Origin of the sequence: Nocardia sp. NPDC058518 (genome assembly GCF_042719655.1) — a bacterium.
GTDB lineage: Bacteria > Actinomycetota > Actinomycetes > Mycobacteriales > Mycobacteriaceae > Nocardia.
This window is the reverse complement of record NZ_JBHXNJ010000012.1, coordinates 60369-81085: the sequence shown is the minus strand read 5'-3', so window position 1 is coordinate 81085 and position 20717 is coordinate 60369. Positions and strand designations below refer to the sequence as shown.

Genomic DNA, 20717 nt, shown 5'->3' with positions numbered 1-20717 from the left:
CGAGGACGAGCTCAGGGTTTGTTGGACATGGCGGCGATCAGGGAGTTGGGGCGCATGTCGAGCCAGTGGGATTCGACGTAGTGGAGGCAGGAGGTTCGGGGGGCGGCGCCGAAGGCTACGGTCCAGCCGCCGGGGACGGCGGCGAAGGTGGGCCAGAGGGAGTGTTCGCCTTCGGTGTTGATCAGGACGTAGAACTGGGCGTTTTCGTCGTCGAAAGGGTTGGTCATGGGGTGGCCTTTCTGATGAGAGTGCCGAGGTGGGCCAATGCCGCTGGGGTGCCTTCGATGTCGTTGAGGGCCAGCTCGCTGGTGCGGAACAGGCGGTCGCCGTGGGTGGGGCGGGCGGGCGTGAAGTGGGGGGTGAAGTCGGTGGTGGTGATGCCGTATGCGGTGATGAGGGCGGCTAATCGGGTGGGGTCTGGTGGTTCGGTGAGGACCACGGTCGCGCCGACGCGCAGCGGGAGCAGGTAGCCGTGCCACGCGGTGACGTCACCGGTGCGGGCTTGGTGCAGGTAGACGTCGCGGGTGGTGAGGGTGTGGCGCGACTGCATGGCGGTTACCCGGTGGACGGCGGCGGCGTGGCTGATGGTGACGCTGTGCGTTGTGCCGGGGGGAAACAGCACGAAGGCGGGGTGTTGCGGCAGGATCGGGGCGCGATGCTCGCTCCGGGCGATCGGTTCGCTGGAGTAGGCCGACAGGTCGACCCGGTCGACCGTGACCGTCGGGATGTCGTAAGCCCCGAGGTGTTCGCGGGCGGCGATGGTCATGGCCAGTGCCGGGTTGACGACCGGTGGGAGCAGGGGGTTCGCGGTGTCTGTCGGCACTACCGCGCCCCCGGCTTTGAGGACCGCGTAGGTGGCGACCACGAACTCGATGGAACGTGGCACATCCACGAGCACAGCCGATTCCGGGCCGATACCGAGGGCGGTCAGATGCCTGGCCAGTTGGTTGGTGCGCCGGTCGAGGTCACCGAAGGTGATGATCGAGGTCGGGCCGTCGCTCGGCGCATGGACGACGGCCGGGTCGAAAGGGGTTGCGGTGGCTTGCGCTTCGAACTCGTCGAGCAGTAGCTCGTCGGGGAGGCCGGCCGAACGGGAACAGGGCCCGTCGTCCACACGGCCGACGAATTCGATTTCGGCGGTCCATGCGTCGCCCGGTGGCCTGCGACGCACCAGGTCGCCGGTGGCGAACATGCGGTCGTCCACCGGGCCGATGGGGTTGGCGAGGAAGGTCGCGGCGGTGGCCTGTCTGCCGACGTATCCGCGCGCCAATTGCACACCGGAGACGTAGAGTTCACCGATTTCGCCGTCGGCGACCGGGCACAGGTGCTCGTCGAGGATCAGCAGTTCGACGTCGTCGGCGGCCGATCCGAACGGCACGACCTCCAGATCGGCACCGGTCACCTCGTGCGCGACGAACTCACCGGCGGTTTCGGGCCTGCCGTAGACGTGCCACAGGGTCGCTCCGCTCACCGCACGCAGGGCGGCGGCGGTTTTCGCCAGTTGTGACCCGCCCGAGCCGAGCACGACACGCAGCGAGTCGAGGCGTTCCTCCGCATCGGGTAGCGCCGCCAGTTCGGCTAGCTCGAGATGATCGAAACAAGCTGCGGTCACGCCGGTTTCGGCGATCGCGTCGGCGAGAGCTTGCGAAGGCGAGACCACCAGCGTGGCGCCGGTCTGCAGAGCGAGCAGCATCTCCCCGACCGCGGCCTGTCCGGTCAGCGGCGCGTGCCAGAGCACGGAGTCGCCGATGCCGATACCGCAGAGCCGTTGGCGCCAATTCGAATTCGCCTGTGCCGCACGATGTCCGACTACCACGGCGGTCGAGGCATCGACATCGACCACCAAGTAGGCCGGGTTGTCCGCACTCGGCCCCGGTAGCTCATCGGGGGTGATTTCGACGGTGGCATCGGTGTACAGAACCGGGAACCCGGCGGGGTGCGGCGTTCCGTCACTGGTGAGGATCAATGCGGGCGCGACCAGTCCGACGGCGCGTCGTTGCTGGTCACCGGGGGTAGCGGGGTCGAGCAGGACGAAGGCGCCACCCGCGGCCAGCACCGCGTGCACGGCGACGACGAGTTCGGCCGAGCGTGGCAGCGAGACCGCGACGGTGGTCTCGGGTTCGATGCCGTGCTCGACGAGGGCCGCGGCCAGCGCGTCGACCCGCTCGGCCAATTCGCCGTAGGTGAGGATTGTCTCGCCGTCGCGCACCGCGAGGGTGTCGGGCTCGCGGTCGGCGTAAGTGGAGAAGGCGGCGAGCAGGGTCGCCGGGTCACGTGGTCGATCGCCGTCCAGGTCACGCAGGAGCGCGGCGAGGGTGGCGGCGGTCGTGACCGAATCCGTGTGCGACATCAGAGTTGTCCTTCCGAGTCGTCAACCGACCCTGTCCCGGCGATTACCGCGGCAGCATCGGTCACCAGTGTTTGCAGAGTGGAAGACAGACCCGCGGCGCCGAGTGCGGCGAGCACGCCGGGCACGAGGCCGGCCAGCGCGACGTTCACCAGCGCTTCAGGTTTCATCTTCGCTCCCATCGCCCTGCTCACCGCGGTGAGCTTGGCGTCGAGTGCTCCGTAGGAGATGGCGTGCTCGCCGTGGGCGAATGCCACGGTCGCCGGCGCGAGCCGAGCTGCCGAGCCGACGAGGCCCGGAAGATCGGCAATGGTGTAAGTGGTTGGTATCGGGGTCTTTTCGGCGTCGGTGCGCATGTCGATGGAACGCACCGCGACAGTGGGATCGGCGGCGACGGCGGTGAGGACTTTGCGGAATCGTTCGGCCAGCGCTTCGACCGTCGATGCGTCGAAAAGGTCGGTGGCGTAGCCGAAGTGGACATCGAGGCCGTCGAGGGCTCCGTTGTCCGTGTAACGCTGCAGGGCGGTGAGGTGCAGGTCGAACTTGGCTTCCGTCAGGCCGGGGTCGAGGGTTCGAACGTGTAGGCCGGGTAGGTCGATACCGCCCGGCGGCATGTTCTGGAAGGTCAACATCACCTGGAACAGCGGGGTGTAGGCGCCGGTACGGGTGCGGCCCATGGCATCGACCACCTGCTCGAACGGGACATCCGCGTGGGAGAGGGCGGCCAGGTCACGACGCTTCGCCTGGGCCAGCAGGTCGGTGAACGGTGCGCGCGAGTCGATCTCGGTGCGCAGGGCGACCGTGTTGACGAACATGCCGACGAGGTCGTCGAGCTCGCGGGCGCCGCGACCGGATACCGGGGCGCCGATGGTGATGTCCGCGCCGCCCGATTGTTTGGCCAGCAGGACTGCCAGGGCGCTGTGGACCACGGTGAACAGGGTGGTTCCGTTGGTGCGGGCTACCTGGTCGAGGCTGCGGGTGAGCGCGGCATCGATCTCGAATTCGACGGTCTCACCAAGCATTTCACGCCGCGAGGAGCGTGGGCGGTCGGTCGGCAGAGCCAGCAGTTCTGGTGCGCCGGCTAGTTCGCGGGTCCAGTAGGTGAGCTGCTGGGTGAGCACGCTGCCGGGGTCGGCGTCGGAGCCGAGCAGGTCGCGCTGCCAGGTACTGAAGTCGCCGTATTGGATGTCCAGCGGGCCCCAACCGGGTGCGCGCCCTTGGCTGCGATCTACATAGGCGCGCACCAGGTCCCGGGTGAGCGGGTCGATGGAGTAGCCGTCGGCGCTGATGTGGTGCACCACGACGACGAGGACGTGATCGTCGGCTCCCAGCCGGTAGAGCGCGACCCGGACCGGGGGTGCGGCGGTGATGTCGAACGGCTGCGCGACGAGAGCCGCGATCCGGGAGTCCACATCGGCGGCCGCGACCGGGATCGGGGTGAGATCGACGGCGGCGGACCAGGCGGGCATCACCTGCTGGACCGGGCCTGCGGCGGTGTCCGGGTAGCGGGTGCGCAGGGTGTCGTGGCGGGCCAGGAGGTCGGCGATCGCCGCTTGCAGGGCGGGTAGGTCGAGGTCGCCGGTGAGGCGGATCGCGGCGGGGATGTGATATGCCGCCGACTGGGGTGACAACTGATGCAGCACCCACATGCGTTGCTGTGCCGGCGAGAGGACCGCGGGGCCTTCGCTCGTGCGTTTGGTCAGTGGGGGGCGGGCGCTTGTGCGGTCGGCGGTGGCGAGGTGTTCGGCCAGTGCGGCGACCGTGGGGGCGTCGAACACGGCGGCTACCGGGACTTGGGCGCCGAGTGCGGCGCCGAGGCGGGCGGCAAGGCGGGTTGCCATCAGTGAGTTGCCGCCGAGGGCGAAGAAGTCGTCGTCCAAGCCGACGGTCGGGCAGCCGATCACGTCGGTAAAGGTCTGTGCGACGAGCTGTTCGACTGCGGTGACCGGGGCACGGAAGGCCGCCTCGGCGAACTCGGGTTCGGGCAGGTTGGCGCGATCGACCTTGCCGTTGGCGTTGAGAGGCAACGCGTCGAGCACCACCAGGGCGGCGGGAACCATGTAGGCGGGCAGGTCGGCGGCGAGCTCGCCGCGCAGTCGGGCCGCGATGGCTTGTTCGTCGCCGGGAGTCAGGTCGGCGACCGCCGCATAGGCGATCAGGCGGGCGCCCGCTCGCTCGTCGGTCTTGGCCACGGCGACCGCGGCGCGCACATCGGCGCAGCGCAGCAGGGCTGTTTCGACCTCGCCGAGTTCGATGCGGAAGCCACCGATCTTGACTTGGAAGTCGGCGCGTTCGAGGTATTCGAGGGTGCCGTCGGCTCGCCATCGCACGATGTCGCCGGTGCGGTACATCCGCGATCCGACGCCGCGGTGTCCTGCCCCGGCGGAAAAGGTCATGAAGGGGTTGGCGACGAAGCGGTCGGCGGTCAAGGACCGGCGACCCTGGTAGCCGCGGGCCAGCTGGTCACCGGACAGGTAGAGCTCGCCGGCTACGCCGATCGGGACCGGGCGAAGCCGGGCATCGAGGACGTACAGAGCGCTGTTCCAGGCAGGTGTGCCGATCGGGACCACATGCGTCGGGTCGTGGGCCACTTCGTATTCGGTGATCGAGACCGCGGCCTCGGTCGGGCCGTACAGGTTGTGCAGGACAGCTTCGGTGCCACTGGCGCGGAACTCGGTAGCCGTGGCGGCGGGCAGTGCTTCACCGATAGCGAGGACGGCGCGCAGCGAATCGGGCAGTGCCGGTGCGGTTTCGGTGGCAAGGAGCATGCCGACGAGAGACGGCACCGCGTGCAGGACCGTGACGCCGTGCCGGGTCATGGTGGCGCGCAGACGATCTGGGTCGCGCTCGTCGCCGGATCGGGTGACGATCAGCGCGCCGCCGGAGGTGAGCGGGGACCAGAACTCCCAGACCGAGAGGTCGAAGGTGGCAGGGGTTTTCAGCAGGACGCGGTCGGTGGCGGTCATGGTGAAGCGGTCGTGTAGCCAGGCGACCTGGTTGACGATCGCGGCGTGCGGGACGGTGACGCCCTTGGGCCGACCGGTGGAACCCGAGGTGAAGATGATGTACGCGGGATGCGCGGGGCGCAGTGGGGCGATGCGCTCGGCATCGGTCACCGGTTCCGTCGAAAGATCCCGCAGGGCACGGTGATCCAGTTCGAAGACGGGTACGTCCACGGAGATCGGTAGGCCGTCGGCCGCGGTGGTGAGCACGCACAGCGGTGCCGCGGTGGCGACGATGTAGGCGATGCGGTCGACGGGGTGGTCAGGGTCGATCGGCACGTATGCGCCGCCCGCCCGGACCACGGCATGCATGGCGATCACGAGGTCGATGCCACGGCGCATGGCCAGCACGACGGTGCGTTCCGGGCCGACACCCTCGGCGATCAGGAGCCGGGCGACACGGTTGACCTGGGCATCGAAGGTGGCGTAGTCCAGGGATTCGCCGGTCTCGTCGTCGACCAGCGCGAGCGCGTCCGGGGTCCGGTTCGCCTGGCGGGCGACCAGTTCGGTGAGGGTGGTCTGCTCGACCGGATGGGCGGTGTCGTTCCACGTTTCGAGGAGCAGGGTGCGATCGGTGCCGAGTAGGTCGAGGTCGCCGACGACGACATCCGCTGCGGTGGTGACGGATACGAGAACGCGGCGCAGCTGAACGGCGAAGCGTTCGGCAGTTCCGGCGTCGAACAGATCGGTGGCGTAGCCGAGGGCCATCTCGATGCCCGCTGGGGCGCCATCGGCGGTGTAGTTGTCAAGGGCGAACAGGTGCAGGTCGAACTGCGCTACCCCGGAATCGAATTCGATACTCGAGACGGTGAGGCCGGGGAGTTCGAGCTGACCGCGCTCGTGGTTCTGGAACGAATAGCCGACCTGGAACAGCGGGTGCCGCGCGGTGGAGCGGGCCGGGTTGAGCACCTCGACCAACCGCTCGAACGGCACATCGGCGTGCGAGAACGCGGCGATGTCGGCGGTGCGGGCCGCGGCGAGCAGGTCGGTGAACGTGGCGTCACCCATGACCGGGGTGCGCAGGACGAGGGTGTTGACGAACATGCCGATGACCTCGTCGAGTTCGGCTTCGCCGCGGCCCGCATTCGGAGTCCCGATGGCGATATCGACAGTGCCGGAGACGCGGGCCAGCAGGGCCGCGAAGGCCGCGTGGACCACCATGAACAGCGTGGCGCCGTTGCCACGGCCGAGGGCGATCAGCGCGGCGTGCAGATCGGCGTCGACGGTGAAGCTCACCTTGTCGCCGCGCAGGCTCTGCCGGGCCGGTCGCGGCCGGTCGGTCGGCAGGGCCAGCTGATCGGGCAGTCCGGCGAGCTGGGTCTGCCAGTAGCCGACCTGCTGGGCAGCAACGGATTCCGGGTCGGCTTCGTCGCCGAGCAGGTCGCGCTGCCACAGTGCGTAGTCGGCGAACTGCACGGCCGGCGGTGCCCAGCCGGGTGCGGTATCGGCGAGCCGGGCGGTGTATGCCCGCATCAGGTCGGCGACGAAGGGTGCGATGGAGGAGCCGTCGGCCGCGATGTGGTGCATCACGGCGGCCAGCACGAATTCGGTGTCGGCCACCTGGAACAGGCGCATGCGCACCGGGATCTCGGCGGTGACATCGAAGGTGGTCTCGGCCAGTTCGCGAATCGCCGCGGGGAGGTCGGCATCGGTCATCGCGATCGGTTCCAGCGACGGAACGGCATCGGCGGCTGCCACGATCGACTGCATAGGGGTGCCGTCGACGTCGGTATCGGCGGCTCGCGAGACCGGGTACATGGTGCGCAGCGACTCGTGCCGGGCGACCACGTCGGCCATCGCGGCCCGCAGGGCACCGGTATCGAGCGCACCGCTCAGGCGCAGCGCGAACGGGATGTTGTAGGCCACCGACGCGCGGTCGAAGCGGTTGAGGAACCACATCCGCTGCTGGGCCGGGGACAGCGGAAGAAGCTCGGGACGGGCCCGGCCGACGAGCGCGGGCCGATCGACCGTGGACTGGGCATCGACCGCGGCGGCCAGCTCGGCGACGCGCGGCGCCTCGAACAGGGTCCGCACACCGACGCGCCGGTCCAGGGCCGCACCGACGCGGGCGACGGCCTTGGCTGCCAGCAGCGAGCTGCCGCCGAGGGCGAAGAAGTCGTCGTCGGCGCCGACCGGCTGGTCGTCGGTACGGCCGAGGACCTCGGTGTAGACGTCGGCGATGATCTGCTCGGTGATCGTGGCGGGCTTGCGGTAGACGGTGGTCTCGAAGACGGGTGCGGGGAGTGCGGCACGGTCGAGTTTGCCGTTGACCGTGAGCGGGATGCGGTCGACCGGCACGACGGCCGCCGGGAGCATGTGCTCGGGCAGGGTCCGCGCCAGTTCCTTGCGCAGGGCCGCGGTGTCGATGTCGGCGGACTCCGCGACCAGGTAGGCCACGATTCGCGGCTCGTCGACGAGGTCGGTACGGACCAGCACCGCGACTTCGCGCGGGGCGACCGAGCTGTGCAGCAGCGCCGCCTCGATCTCACCGAGTTCGACGCGGAAGCCACGCAGGTTCACCTGCTGGTCGGCGCGGCCCAGGTATTCGAGATCGACGCGGGTGTCGACGGTCGCCGAAGGTGACACCGCGAGATCGTCGGGCACAACCGTCCAGCGGGCGAGGTCGCCCGAGCGGTAGGCGAGGGATCCGGGCGGCCCGTAGGGGTCGGCGACGAAGCGGCTCGCGGTCAGGTCGGGTCGGCCCAGGTAGCCGCGCGCCAACTGTGGTCCGGAGACGTAGATTTCGCCGGGGACGCCGACCGGGACAGGGCGTAGACGCGAATCGAGTACTCGCACTGTCAGTCCCGCGATGGCACCGCCGATCACGCTGGCGGAGCCGGTGTTCGGGGTGATCTCGCGGTAGGAGGCGTGGACGGTGGTCTCGGTGATGCCGTACATGTTCACCATGCGGGGCGAGTCCGGGTGGCGGGCGAACCAGCCTGCCAGGCGCTGGGGCTCGAGTGCCTCGCCGCCGAAGATCACTGTGCGCAAGGCGTATTCGATGGGCGCCGGGGTGGCCAGGTCCGCGGCGATGAGCTGGTAGAACGCGGACGGCGTCTGGTTGAGGACGGTGACGCGTTCGGTGCGGAGCAGCTCGCGGAACTGTTCGGGCGAGCGGGAGGTGAAGTAGTCGACCAGGACGATCGAGCCGCCGTGGAGCAGGGCGCCCCACAACTCCCATACCGAGAAGTCGAAGGCGTAGGAGTGGAACATGGTCCACACATCCGACGGGCCGAAGCCGAAGCGCTGTGCGGTGTTGTCCAGCAGGGCAATAACATTCGAGTGCGGAACGACGACGCCCTTGGGGCGGCCGGTCGAGCCGGAGGTGTAGATGACGTAGGCGGCGTTGGCGGGGGCCAGTGGCGTCCGCCGGTCCGCGTCGGCCAATGGCTCGGCGGCGAAGTCGGACAGGTTGGCCGCGGCGGGGTCGATGACCGGGCCACCGAACCAGTCACGTGCCAGGCCGGTGTCGTCGTTGCTGATGGCACAGTGCGGGCGGGCGTCGTCGAGGACGTATTCGATGCGATCGGCGGGGTAGTTGGGGTCGATCGGCAGGTAGCCGCCGCCCGCCTTCAGCACCGCGAGCAAGGCGACGGGCAACTCCACCGAGCGCGGAAGTGCTACCGCTACCAGTGATTCCGGGCCGACGCCCGCGGCGACGAGACGTCGGGCGAGCCGGTTGGACCACTCGTCGAGCTCGCCGTAGGTCAGGGCGAGCTCGCCCGCCTTCACGGCGACGGCGTTCGGGTCGAGGGTGGCGGCGCGGGTGAACCGGTCGACTATGGTGTCGGCGGCAGCCACCGAAGCGCCGGTGGACGACCAATCGTGCAGGGTGCGCTGCTGTTCTTCGGCGCTGAGCAGCTGGATGTCGCCCACCACGACGGTCGGGTCGGCGACGACGGCGGCCAGCACCTGGGTGAAGCGGCGGGCCAGCACCGCGACGCTGGGCTCATCGAACAGATCGGTGGCGTAAGCGATTTCGATCGACATGCCGTTCGCGCGACCGTCGATGTCGACGGATTCGCCGACAGTGAACTGCAGGTCGAACTTCGCCACGGCGGCATCGAAATCGACCGGCTCCACGCGCAGTCCCGCTGCCGCGAGCGCGGGGACGGTGAAGTTCTGCAGTACCAGGGCTACCTGGAACAGCGGGTGGCGGTTGCGCGACCGCGCCGGGTCGACGGCATCGACGACCTGCTCGAACGGGATGTCGGCGTGCGAGAGGGCATCGAGGTCGCCCGCGCGGACGGCGTCGAGAGCGGTTTCGAATTCGGCGCGCGGGTCGATCTGGGTGCGCAGGACCAGGGTGTTGACGAACATGCCGATCAGTCCGTCGAGGGCTGCCTCGCCACGGCCGGCGACCGGAGTGCCGATCGCGATATCACCGGCGCCGGACAGCCGGGCCAGCAGGACGGCGAGGGCCGCGTGCACGGTGCTGAACAGGGTGGCCTCGTGCTTGCGGGCCAGTTCGCGCAGTTCGCTGTGCAGATCGGAGTCGATCTGGAAGCGGTGGACGGCGCCACGGTAGGTGGATTCGACGGGGCGGGGACGGTCGGTCGGCAGATCGAGCTGCTCGGGGAGACCGGCGAGGCCACGACGCCAGAAGGCGAGTTGCGTGTGCGCGAGCGATTCGGGATCTGTCGCGTCACCCAGGTTTTCGTGCTGCCAGAGCGCGTAGTCGGCGTACTGGATCGGCAGCGGTGCCCAGGTGGGTGTGGCGCCTTCGCGGCGGGCGGCGTAGGCGGCCATCAGGTCGGCGGCCAGTGGGCCGAGCGAGAAGCCGTCCGCGGCGATGTGGTGGACCACCAGGACGAGTACGTGGTCGCCGTTCACCGCGAACAAGGCCGCACGCAGCGGGATTTCGGTGGTGAGGTCGAATCGGATCGCGGCGCAGGACACCAGGCGTTCGGGCAGTTCCGCCTCGGTGATCTCCTCGGGGCGCAGGGTGAGTGCTGTTGTGGCCGAGATCAGCTGTTCGGCGCCCTCCGGCCCGTCGGGGTAGCTGGTTCGCAGGGATTCGTGCCGGGCGACCAGGTCGGCGAGGGCGGCTTCGATGGCAGCGATATCGAGGTCGCCGGTGAGTCGGAGCGCGACGGGAATGTTGTCGACAGCGTCGCCGATGCCCTCGACGTCGGCGAGGTAGCGGTTGAGGAACCACATCCGGCGCTGTGCCGCCGACAGCGGAATCCGCCGGGGTCGTTCGCGAGTGGTGAGTTCGAGGCGGCCACCGGTGCCGCGCAGGGCGGCGCACCGGTCGGCCAGGTCGGCCACGGTCGGTGCGTCGAAAAGCAGCCGAACCGGGATCTGGGTGTCGAGGGCGGCGCCGAGGCGGGCCGCGACCTGGGTGGCATTGAGGGAGTTGCCGCCGAGGGTGAAGAAGTCGTCGTCGAGACCGACTTCGCGATCGGCGGGGAAGCCGAGCACCGTGGCGAAGGTGGCGGCGACGATACGTGCGACCTCGGTGGCCGGCGCACGGAACACCGCGGCCTCGAAACTCGGTGCGGGCAGCGACTTTCGGTCGAGCTTGCCGGAGGCGTTGAGCGGGAATTCGTCGAGCACCACGAAGGCGGCGGGGACCATGTAGGCGGGAAGGGCGCGGATCAGCGTGGACTTCACCGCGTCCACGTCGACGTGTTGTGGCGCGACGAGATACGCGACCAGGGTCTCGTCGCGGACGACGACCGCGGCCTGGGTGATCTCGGGAAGTCCGGACAGTACGGCTTCGATCTCGCCGAGCTCGATCCGCAGACCACGCAGCTTCACCTGGAAGTCGGTGCGGCCCAGGTACTCCAGTTCACCGTCGGCCGTCCAGGTGACGAGGTCGCCGGTGCGGTACATGCGTTCGCCAAGGGTGAAGGGGTTGGCGACGAAGCGGTCCGCTGTCAGGTCGGCGCGGCCCGCGTAACCGCGTGCGAGTTGAGCGCCGGCCAGAAACAGCTCGCCGGGAACACCGACGGGGACCGGACGTAGTCGGCCGTCGAGGACGTACACCTGGGTGTTGTGCACAGGTGCGCCGATCGGGACGGAGACGGTGTCGGCGTCGATTACCTCGTGGAAGGTGACGTCGACCGCGGCCTCGGTGGGCCCGTACAAGTTGTGCACAGCCGTACCGGTGCGCTGACGCAGCAGCTGGGCCGGTGCGGGCGGCAGCGCCTCACCCGACGCGAACACCAGGCGCAGCGATGCGCAGTTCCCGGCCGGTTCGGTGCTTGTGGCCTGCACGATCGCGGCGACGAAGACCGCGAGCATCGATGGGACGAAGTGGGCGACGGTGATCTGCTCGGTGTCGATCACCTGGGCCAGGTAGGCCGGATCGCGGTGACCGTCGGGGCGGGCCAGGACGAGGCGGGCTCCGATTTGCAAGGGCCAGAAGAACTCCCACACCGACACATCGAAGGTGGCGGGGGTCTTCTGCAAGACGGCGTCATCGGGGGTGAGGCGGTAGGCGTCCTGCATCCACACCAGGCGGTTGACGATGGCGGCGTGGGAGACGACGACGCCCTTGGGCTTGCCGGTGGAGCCTGAGGTGAAGATCAGGTAGGCGGCGTTCCCGGGGGTCAGGGTGGTCAGGCGGTCGGCGTCGGTGACCGGTTCGGACGAGTAGTCCGTGGTGTCGAGTTGCTCGAGATCGAGAATCGCGGGGCGAACGGTGGCGGGCGCGTCTTCGGAGTCCACCGCGGAGAGGTCGATGTCGTCGATCGCACGGGTCAGGACACAGATCGGGTCGGCGGCGGCGATCACCTGGGCGATGCGCTCGGCCGGGTGGTCCGGGTCGAGCGGCACATAGGCGCCGCCCGCCGCGAGGACCGCGTACATGGCGACGACCAGGTCGGTCGAGCGACGCATGCCGAGAGCCACGGTGCGGTCGGGACCGACGCCGATCGAGATCAACAGGCGGGCCAGGCGATTCACGTTTGCGGCGAGCTCGGAATAGCTCAGCGATTCGCCTTCGAAGGTCACCGCGGTCGCATCCGGGGTGCGCTCGGCCTGCGCGGTGAACAGCGAGACCAGTGTCATGCGCTCGTGGACCGGGTACGCGGTGTCGTTCCAGACGTCGAGCAGGTGGGTGCGCTCCGCGGTATCGAGCAGGTCGATGTCGCCGATCACGACGTTGGGATCGGCGGTCACCGCATCCAGCAGCCGCAGGAAGCGGGTGCCGAAATCTGCGACGGTCTGCGCGTCGAAGAGGTCGGTGGCGTACTCGAAACGGCCGAGCAGTCCGTCCGCGGTCTCGCGCAGGGTCAGGTGCAGATCGAATTTGGCTGTGTGGGTGTCGATCTCGATCTCCGAGGCGGTCAGGCCCGCGAGTTCGAGTTCGGTTCGGGAGTTGTTCTGGAAGTCGAGCATCACCTGGAACAGCGGGTGCCGGGCGGTCGAGCGCTCGGGGTTGAGCACCTCGACGAGACGGTCGAAGGTGACGTCGGTGTTGGCGAGGGCGCGCAGGTCGCCGTCGCGGACCGTGTCGAGGAGTTCGGCGAAGGTGGCTTCGGGCCGGAGCTCGGTGCGCAGCACGAGCGTGTTGACGAACATGCCGACCAGGTGGTCGAGCGCCTGGTCACCGCGACCGGCGACCGGGGTGCCGATCGAGATGTCCTGCTGGCCGGACAGTTTGGTGAGTGTGGCGGCGAATGCGGCGTGCAGCACCATGAACAGCGAGGCGTTGGCTTGCGCGCCGATGCCGCGCAGTCGCTCGGTGATCGCGGCGGGAATCGTGAATGCTTGCCGCGCACCGCGTCCCGAGGCCACGGCCGGGCGGGGACGGTCACTCGGCAGGGAGAGCAGGTCGGGGAGATCGGCCAGTTCCGTTGTCCAGAAGGCGATCTGCCGCGACATGGACGAATCGGCGTCGTCCTCGTCGCCGAGCGCATCGCGCTGCCAGAGGGCGAAGTCGGCGTACTGCACCGGCAGTGGCGTCCACTGCGGTGCGGTGCCTGACCGGTGGGCGGCGTAGGCGACCATCACGTCGCGGGTCAGTGGTGCGACGGACCAGCCGTCGGCGGCGATGTGGTGCAGCACGAGGACTAGGACGTGCTCATCGGTCGCGGTGTGCAGCAGGTGCAGGCGGACCGGGGGTTCCTGGTCGACCACGAACGGGATGGCGGCCAGCGCGCGGATCCGGGTGTCGAGGTCGATCGGGGCGATCGCGTGCGGTTCGAGGGTGATCGTCAGCCGGCCGGCGTCGAGCACCTGCTGGAACGGGATGCCGTCGACGGCGGGGTAGCGGGTCCGCAGGGCCTCGTGCCTGGCGAAGACCGCGGCGACGGCGGCGTTCATCGCGGCGTAGTCGATGGCGCCGGTCAGGCGGATGGCGGCGGCGATATTGTCGGCGACCGAGTCGGCGTCGAACTGGTTCAGGAACCACATGCGCTGCTGGGCGTAGGACAGCGGAATCCGTGGCGGCCGTGGCCCTGCCACCATCGCGAGCCTTGGCTCGACCACTTCCGCCGAGCCGAGCAGAGCAGCCAGAGCGGTGACGCTCGGCGCCTCGAACAGCGCCTTCAGCGACACCGCGCGACCGAGCGCGGTGCCGAGGCGCGACACCACCTGGGTGGCGACGAGAGAGTTGCCACCGAGCGCGAAGAAGTCGTCGTGGGCACCCACCTGCTCGACCCCGAGCACCTCGCCGAACACCTGAGCCACCACGGACTCGGTGCCCGCGGCGGGCGCACGGAAAGCGCGCGCGGTGAACACCGGCTCCGGCAGCGCCCTGCGATCGAGCTTGCCGTTGGGGGTGAGCGGCAGCGCGTCGATCACGACGAACGCGGACGGCACCATGTGCGGGGCGAGGATGCCGCGCAGGGCAGCGGTGATCGCGTCGACATCGGTACCGACCACCTCCGCCATTCCGGCAGCCTCGCGTCCGGCATGTGCTGCGTCGATGGCAGCGGGCACGAGGTAAGCGACGAGTTGGTCGCCGCGGTGCGCGTCGGCGCGCACGAGCACGACGGCCTGGCGGATCGACGGCAGCGCGAGCAGGGCGGTTTCGATTTCGCCGAGTTCGATGCGGAAACCACGGAGTTTGACCTGGTCGTCGTTGCGGCCCAGGTATTCGAGGGTGCCTTCGGCGGTCCAGCGGACCAGGTCGCCGGTGCGGTACATGCGCTCGGACGGTGCCCACGGGCAGGCGAGAAAGCGGGTCGCGGTGAGGGCCGCGCGGGAGCGGTAGCCACGGGCAACCTGGGCACCCGCGACGTACAGCTCACCTGCGACACCGGCGGGGACCGGTTGCAGGCGGGCGTCGAGTACCCACTGGGTGATGCCGCGCAGTGGCGTGCCGAGGGTCAGCGGGGAATCAGCGGTGAGGGGGGCGCTGATGTTGGTGGCGACCGTGGTCTCGGAGGGGCCGTAGGCGTTCACGAACGCGCGCGGGACGGGTCCGGTGGTCCAGCGGGCGATCAGGTCGGGCGGGCAGGCTTCGCCGCCGACCATCACCATGCGAAGGGCGTCGAGCCGGGTGGGGTCGAGAACGGCCAAGCCGGACGGGGTCATCAGGGCGTGTGTGACGCGCTGCTCCGAAAGCAGCTGGGCCAGTTCGTCTCCCACGTGGCGACCCAGCGGGGCGATCACCAGCGTCGCGGCGGAGTTCACGGCGAGCAGGAATTCCATCACCGAGATGTCGAAGGACGGGGAGCCGACCTGCAGGACCCGGGCGTCGGCGGTGCCGAACATGCGGGCGGTTTCCTCGGCGGCGAACCCGGCGATGCCCGCCTGGGTGACCAGCACGCCCTTGGGCAGGCCGGTGGAGCCGGAGGTGTAGATGACGTAGGCGAGGTGCTGGGTACGCAGGGGGCGGACGCGGTCGACGTCGGTGACGGGATCACTGGAACGCCAGGCACATTCGGCCATCAGCTTCAGTTCGTCGAGGACCAGCCAGTCGATCGGGCCGGGCAGCGCGGGCTGCGACTCGGACACTGTAAGACCTAGTCGCGCACCGGAATCGGTCACCATATGGGTGATCCGATCGAGCGGGTAGCTCGGGTCGACCGGCAGCCAGGCGGCACCGGACTTCGCGACAGCCCACACCGCGAGGACCGATTCGATGGAGCGGGGGATGCCGACGGCGATCACATCGTCGGGGCCGATCCCACTGTCGATGAGGACCCTGGCCAGGCGTGACGACGCCCGGTCGAGTTCGCGGTAGGTGAGGGTGCGGTCGCCGTCCGTCACCGCATCGCGATCCGGGTCGGCCGCGACGGCGGTGGCCAGCAGGTCGGGAAGCAGACCGGTGGCGGTCACCGGTCCTCCGCGCATACCGGTGAGCTGGGAAAGTTCGGGTGCCGACAGCAGTGATAGGTCGCCGACCGCAGTGTCGGGGGCGGTGACTGCCGCCGACAGTAGTCGCACGAAACGCGCACCTAGTGTGTGCATCTCGGGTTCGTCGAACAGGTCGGTGGCGTAAAGGGTGACGGCTTCGATGCCTGCGGGTTCGCCCGCTGCACCGCGTCGTTCGGCGAGGGTGATCTGCAGGTCGAATTTGGTGATGTCGAGTTCGATCTCACCGACCGTGACCGGCGAGCCCGCCAGCTCGAAAGTGGTGTCGAGAACGGCCTGGAAGTTGAGCGCCGCCTGGAACAGCGGGTGACGGGACTGCGAGCGAGCCGGGTTCACGACGTCGACCAGGCGATCGAAGGGAACGGTGGCGTGCGCGAAGGCGGCGAGGTCGGTTTCGCGGGTGTGCTCGAGCGCGGCGGTGAAGCTCGCGGCCGGGTCGACCTCGGTGCGCAGCACCAGGGTGTTGACGAACATGCCGATCAGGTCGTCGATGGCGCGGTCGCCGCGGCCCGCGACACCGGTACCGATGGCGATATCGGTGGTCCCGGACAGGCGCGCGAGGAGCACGGCCAGTGCGGTGTGCAGGACCATGAACAGCGAGGCGCCTGCCTGCTGCGCCAGGTCGGCGAGCTGACGGTGCAGGTCGGCGTCGATGGTGAAGGCGGTGCGCGCGCCGCGCATGCTCGGCTCGATCGGCCGCTGACGCGCCGAGGGCAGCTCGAGCTGGTCGGGCAGACCCGCGAGAGTCCGCTCCCAGAACGCGATTTCGCGCGAGGCAAGCGACTGTGGATCGGTTTCGGCGCCGAGGAGTTCGCGCTGCCAGAGGGCATAGTCGGCGTAGTGCACGCTCAGCGGCGCCCAACCAGGGTCGACGCCGTCCGTGGCGGCACGATAGGCGGTGAGCACGTCGCGCACCAGCACCTGCAACGAAACACCGTCTGCCGCGATGTGATGCAGTACGACAGCGAGTACGCACTCCGGCTCGCCGACGAACGCCGCACCATCGCTGCCGACGGGCTCAGCGGCGACGCCGGAACGGCGCGGTGCCGAGTTGTCCACAGCCGTGTCGGCGGTCGCCGGGACGACGAAGATGCCCGCGCGGAACGGAGCTTCGCGTTCGAGATCGAACCCGGCGCGAGCGAACCGAGTCAGCTCGGCATCGAGCTCGGCGGCCGACACTTCGGTGGGATCGCCGATGCGGACCAGTCCGGCATCGCGGATGACCTGCTCGGCGACCTCACCGCCAGGAGTATCGACCGCGGGAAACACGGTGCGCAGGGCTTCGTGCCGGTCGACAACCGCGTTCAGGGCGGCGACCAGTGCGGGGAGATCCGCGGTGCCACGCATGCGGATGACGAACGGCATGTTGTAGCCGGGGGCCGAGGGGTCGAAGCGGTTGAGGAACCAGATTCGTTGCTGCGCTGGGGAAAGCGGGATCAGCGCCGGGCGGGAGCGCGCGGTGAGCACCGGGAGCTGGGCCGAGACACCGGTGTCGTCGCGTGCGGCGATGGCGGTGGCGAGGCGGGCGACGGTGGTCGCGCCGAACAGGTCGCGCACGCCGAGGCGGCAGCCGAGGTCGGCGCCGAGGCGCGCCGCGACCTGGGTGGCGACCAGGCTGTTGCCGCCGAGAGCGAAGAAGTCGTCGTCGCGGCCGACGCGGTCGAGGCCGAGCACCTCACCGAACACCCTGGCCACCGTCTGTTCCACCGGGCCGACGGGTTCGGCGTAGGTGACGACGGTGCGGGTGGGGGCGGGCAACGCCTTGCGGTCCAGCTTGCCCGACGCGTTCACCGGGAGTGCATCGAGCAGCACGAACGCGGCCGGCACCATGTAAGCGGGCAGTGCGCGCAGTGCGGCCTCGCGCAGATCAGCGATCGCGACCGAGCCCGGCTCGGCTTCCACGACATAGGCGACCAACTGCTCGCCGACACCCGCGTCGTCACGGACCAGCACAACGGCGCGCGCCGCGGAATCGACGCTCTCCAGCACGGCCTCGATCTCGCCGAGCTCGATCCGCAGACCACGCAGCTTCACCTGAAAGTCGGTGCGCCCCAGATATTCCAGCTCGCCGTTGGTGGTCCAGCGGACGAGGTCGCCGGTGCGGTACATCCGCTCACCCGGCAGCGGATGAGCGACACCGGACCCGGCGTCGGTGGCGACAATCGCGGGCGCGGCGACGAAGCGTCCGGCGGTGAGCTCGGGACGTCCTACATAACCCCGGGCGAGCTGTACCCCCGACAGATACAGCTCACCCGGAGCCCCGACCGGAACAGGCCGCAGCCGTGAGTCGAGAACATGGAGCCGGGTGTTGAACACCGGCGCGCCGATCGGCACCGTGACCCGGTCGCTGTCGTTCACCTCGTGGAAGGTGACATCGACGGCGGCCTCGGTCGGGCCGTAGAGATTGTGCAGCCGGGCACCGGTCAGCAGCCGCAGCCGCTGGGCAGGCGCGGCGGGCAGTGCCTCGCCGGACGCGAAGACCAGTCGTAGCGAGGTGCGCTCGGCGATTTCCTGTTGGGCCAGAAAGACTTCGAGCATCGACGGCACGAAATGCGCGACGGTGACGCCGTATTCGGCGATCACCCGGCGCAGATACCCGGGATCGCGGTGGCCGTCCGGCTCGGCCAGCAGCAGGGTGGCGCCGATCTGCAAGGGCCAGAAGAACTCCCACACCGACACGTCGAACGTCATCGGGGTCTTCTGCAGCACCACGTCGACACCGTGCAGCCGGTAGGTCTGCTGCATCCACACCAGCCGGTTCACGATCGCGGCGTGCTCGACCGCGACACCCTTGGGCAGACCGGTGGAGCCGGAGGTGAAGATGACATAAGCGGGGTGACCGGGGCGCAGCGGCGCGGTGCGGTCGGCGTCGGTCAGCGGGGCGTCGTCGTAGTCGCCCAGCTCGATGGCGTCCACGGCCAGCACCGGCAGCCCGTCGACGTGGGCACGGTCGCGGGTGGTGGTGAGTACCGCGGCCGGGGCGGCGGTGGCGAGGATGTGCGCGATGCGCTCGGCCGGATGATCCGGATCGATCGGCACGTAGGCCGCGCCCGCGGCGAGCACCGCGTACATCGCCACGACCAGCTCGGGCGAACGCCGAATACTCAGCGCCACCAGCGATTCCGGGCCGATGCCGTCGGCCCGCAGCCGCCGGGCCAGCCGGTTGACCCGCTGAGCCAGCTCGCGATAGGTCAGCGTCGCGTCCCCGGAATGCGCGCCGTCGGCATCGCTGGGCGCGTCGGTGCGCAATGACGTGGCCATGCGCACGGCCACGTCGTCGGGGGTGCGCGCGACCTGGGCTTCGAACAGGGCGGGCAGGGTGGCCACCGGCGCCGAACGCTCGGCCAGCGCGGCGTCGACATCGAACCGGGTGGAATTCCAGATTCGGGTGCTGACCTGGAGTTCCAGCTCAGTCGCCACCTCGATCGCGCTCAGCGCGGTGTCCAGGTCGGCAGCGGCCAAACGCTCGAGGAAGCCGAGGAAGCGGGCGTGGTGCCTGGCCAGGGTGTCGGCGTCGTAGAGGTGGGGGTTGGCCTCGAAATCGACGTGCACGCGGTCGCGGTCGCCGTAGTAGACGTTGAGGCTCAGGTCCTCGATCGGGCCGGTGGACAGCACCCGGTAGCGGCCGGTGGTGGTTCCGAGCGTGAGGTCACTGCGGAAGAGCATGAAGTTGGCGAGCGGGCCGAACAGCGCGCGCCGGGCGGGGCGGCCGTCGTCCTCGGCGTCGCGGCGGATGTCCTCGGCACGGTAGCGCTGATGACGCAACGCACCCGCCACCTCGACCCGCGCCGCGCGCAGCAGCTCACCCCAGGTGGCGGCCGAACCCGCCGCGCCCGTCGGCAGTCGCAGCGGCACGATATTGGACAGCATCCCCGCCGAGCGTCGCATGACCGCGGTGGTCCGGGCGGTGACGGGCAGGCTCAGCACCGCGTCCGGGCGGTCGGTGAGACGGCCCAGATAGGCGGCGAAGGCGGCGAGCAGTACTGCGGAGATCGTCGAATCATCGCTGGCGGCAATGGTTTCCAGCCGGTCGACCAGTTTCTCCGACAGGCGCCCGCCGGTCACCAGGTTGATCGCCGAACGCGGCGCGGTACGGCCGTCGAGCGCGGTGGGGCTGTCGAGTCCGGCGATGCGCTGTGCCCAGTGCTCACGGTCGCCGACGAAACGAGTGCTCTCGCGATAGCGCTGTTCGCCCTCGACCAGCACCGACAGCTCACCCGGCACCACCTCGCGGGCCGGGGTGTCGAGCATCCGCGCGGTGTAGAGCTCGGCGATGCGCTGGGAGTTGGTGAACGCGCCGTACCCGTCGAGCACGATGTGATGGCCGCGCAGATACCAGAACCAGCGCGCGTCGCCGACCCGCAATACCGCGCCGGCCACCAGCCGGTCGGTGAGCAGGTCGATCGGGGCGCCGAACTCCGCGCGCATCCATTCGTGCGCGGCGGCCACGGGGTCGTCGTGGTGGCGCAGATCGATCAGCGGCAGCTCCTGCTCGACCGCGATGGTGTGGTCGACGTACTGGTGCGGGACGCCGTCGAACTCGCCGATGCGCACCAGCGGTGACCCGTAGGCGTGTGCGGCCTCGGCCGTAACCTGTTGCAGCACAGCGGCATCCAGCTCACCGTCGATGTCGACGTACTGGGCGATGGTGATCGGGACGTCGGGGTCGAGCAGCTGCGCGTACCAGACACCCAGCTGGGCCGGGGTCAGCGGAAACGGCAGACCGACAACCTGTGCTTCCTGTGGTCGCGCACTGAACCCACCCAACTCCGTACCGTGCACCAGAGCCTCCTCGTATCGCGAAAGAACAGCAGATCGAATGTTTTCGGGCAGCACGAATACACCTCGTGAACCGAAAGATTCGATATGAACGCGGTGGGCGTGCCGCCACACTCGCGCAAGATCCCCGACAGATCATGTGGACGAGATCGACGACCGAGGGGCCGCCGAGGCAACGGACGAGGTGTCCGTCGCGGGTGCCTAGCTGTTGATCATTCCTCCAACGGCTTTGTCAGTTACATCACATGGGCGCCTGTCCATGCAGTGCCGACAGTAAGCCTTCGATTAATAAAAAGGTACTTTTTCCGGTAAAAAAC

3 protein-coding genes are annotated in these 20717 nt (G+C 69.3%); all 3 read right to left on the bottom strand.

Annotated features, from left to right (window positions below; all coding sequences use genetic code 11):
* Positions 1-11: 11 nt before the first annotated feature.
* The 3 genes from ACFWPX_RS21025 to ACFWPX_RS21015 are packed head-to-tail and all read right to left on the bottom strand — an operon-like array spanning position 12 to position 20403.
* A complete protein-coding gene (locus tag ACFWPX_RS21025; RefSeq protein WP_378913309.1) occupies positions 12-227 on the bottom strand; it encodes an MbtH family protein in 216 nt (71 codons plus the stop codon).
* A complete protein-coding gene (locus ACFWPX_RS21020) occupies positions 224-2350 on the bottom strand; it encodes an AMP-binding protein (RefSeq protein WP_378928776.1) in 2127 nt (708 codons plus the stop codon). Before ACFWPX_RS21020 ends, ACFWPX_RS21025 begins: the two co-directional genes overlap by 4 nt.
* Positions 2350-20403 carry a non-ribosomal peptide synthase/polyketide synthase gene (locus ACFWPX_RS21015; RefSeq protein WP_378928775.1) on the bottom strand — a complete coding sequence of 6018 codons (18054 nt, stop codon included), beginning with the start codon at positions 20401-20403 and terminating at the stop codon, positions 2350-2352. The genes ACFWPX_RS21020 and ACFWPX_RS21015 overlap by 1 nt, the downstream gene beginning before the upstream one ends.
* Between the last annotated feature and the right edge of the window lie 314 nt (positions 20404-20717).

What these genes read in the sequence shown, in the direction of transcription:
- ACFWPX_RS21025 (WP_378913309.1), bottom strand. Translation starts at nt 227, where the DNA reads ATGACCAACCCTTTCGACGACGAAAACGCCCAGTTCTACGTCCTGATC.
- ACFWPX_RS21020 (WP_378928776.1), bottom strand. Translation starts at nt 2,350, where the DNA reads ATGTCGCACACGGATTCGGTCACGACCGCCGCCACCCTCGCCGCGCTC.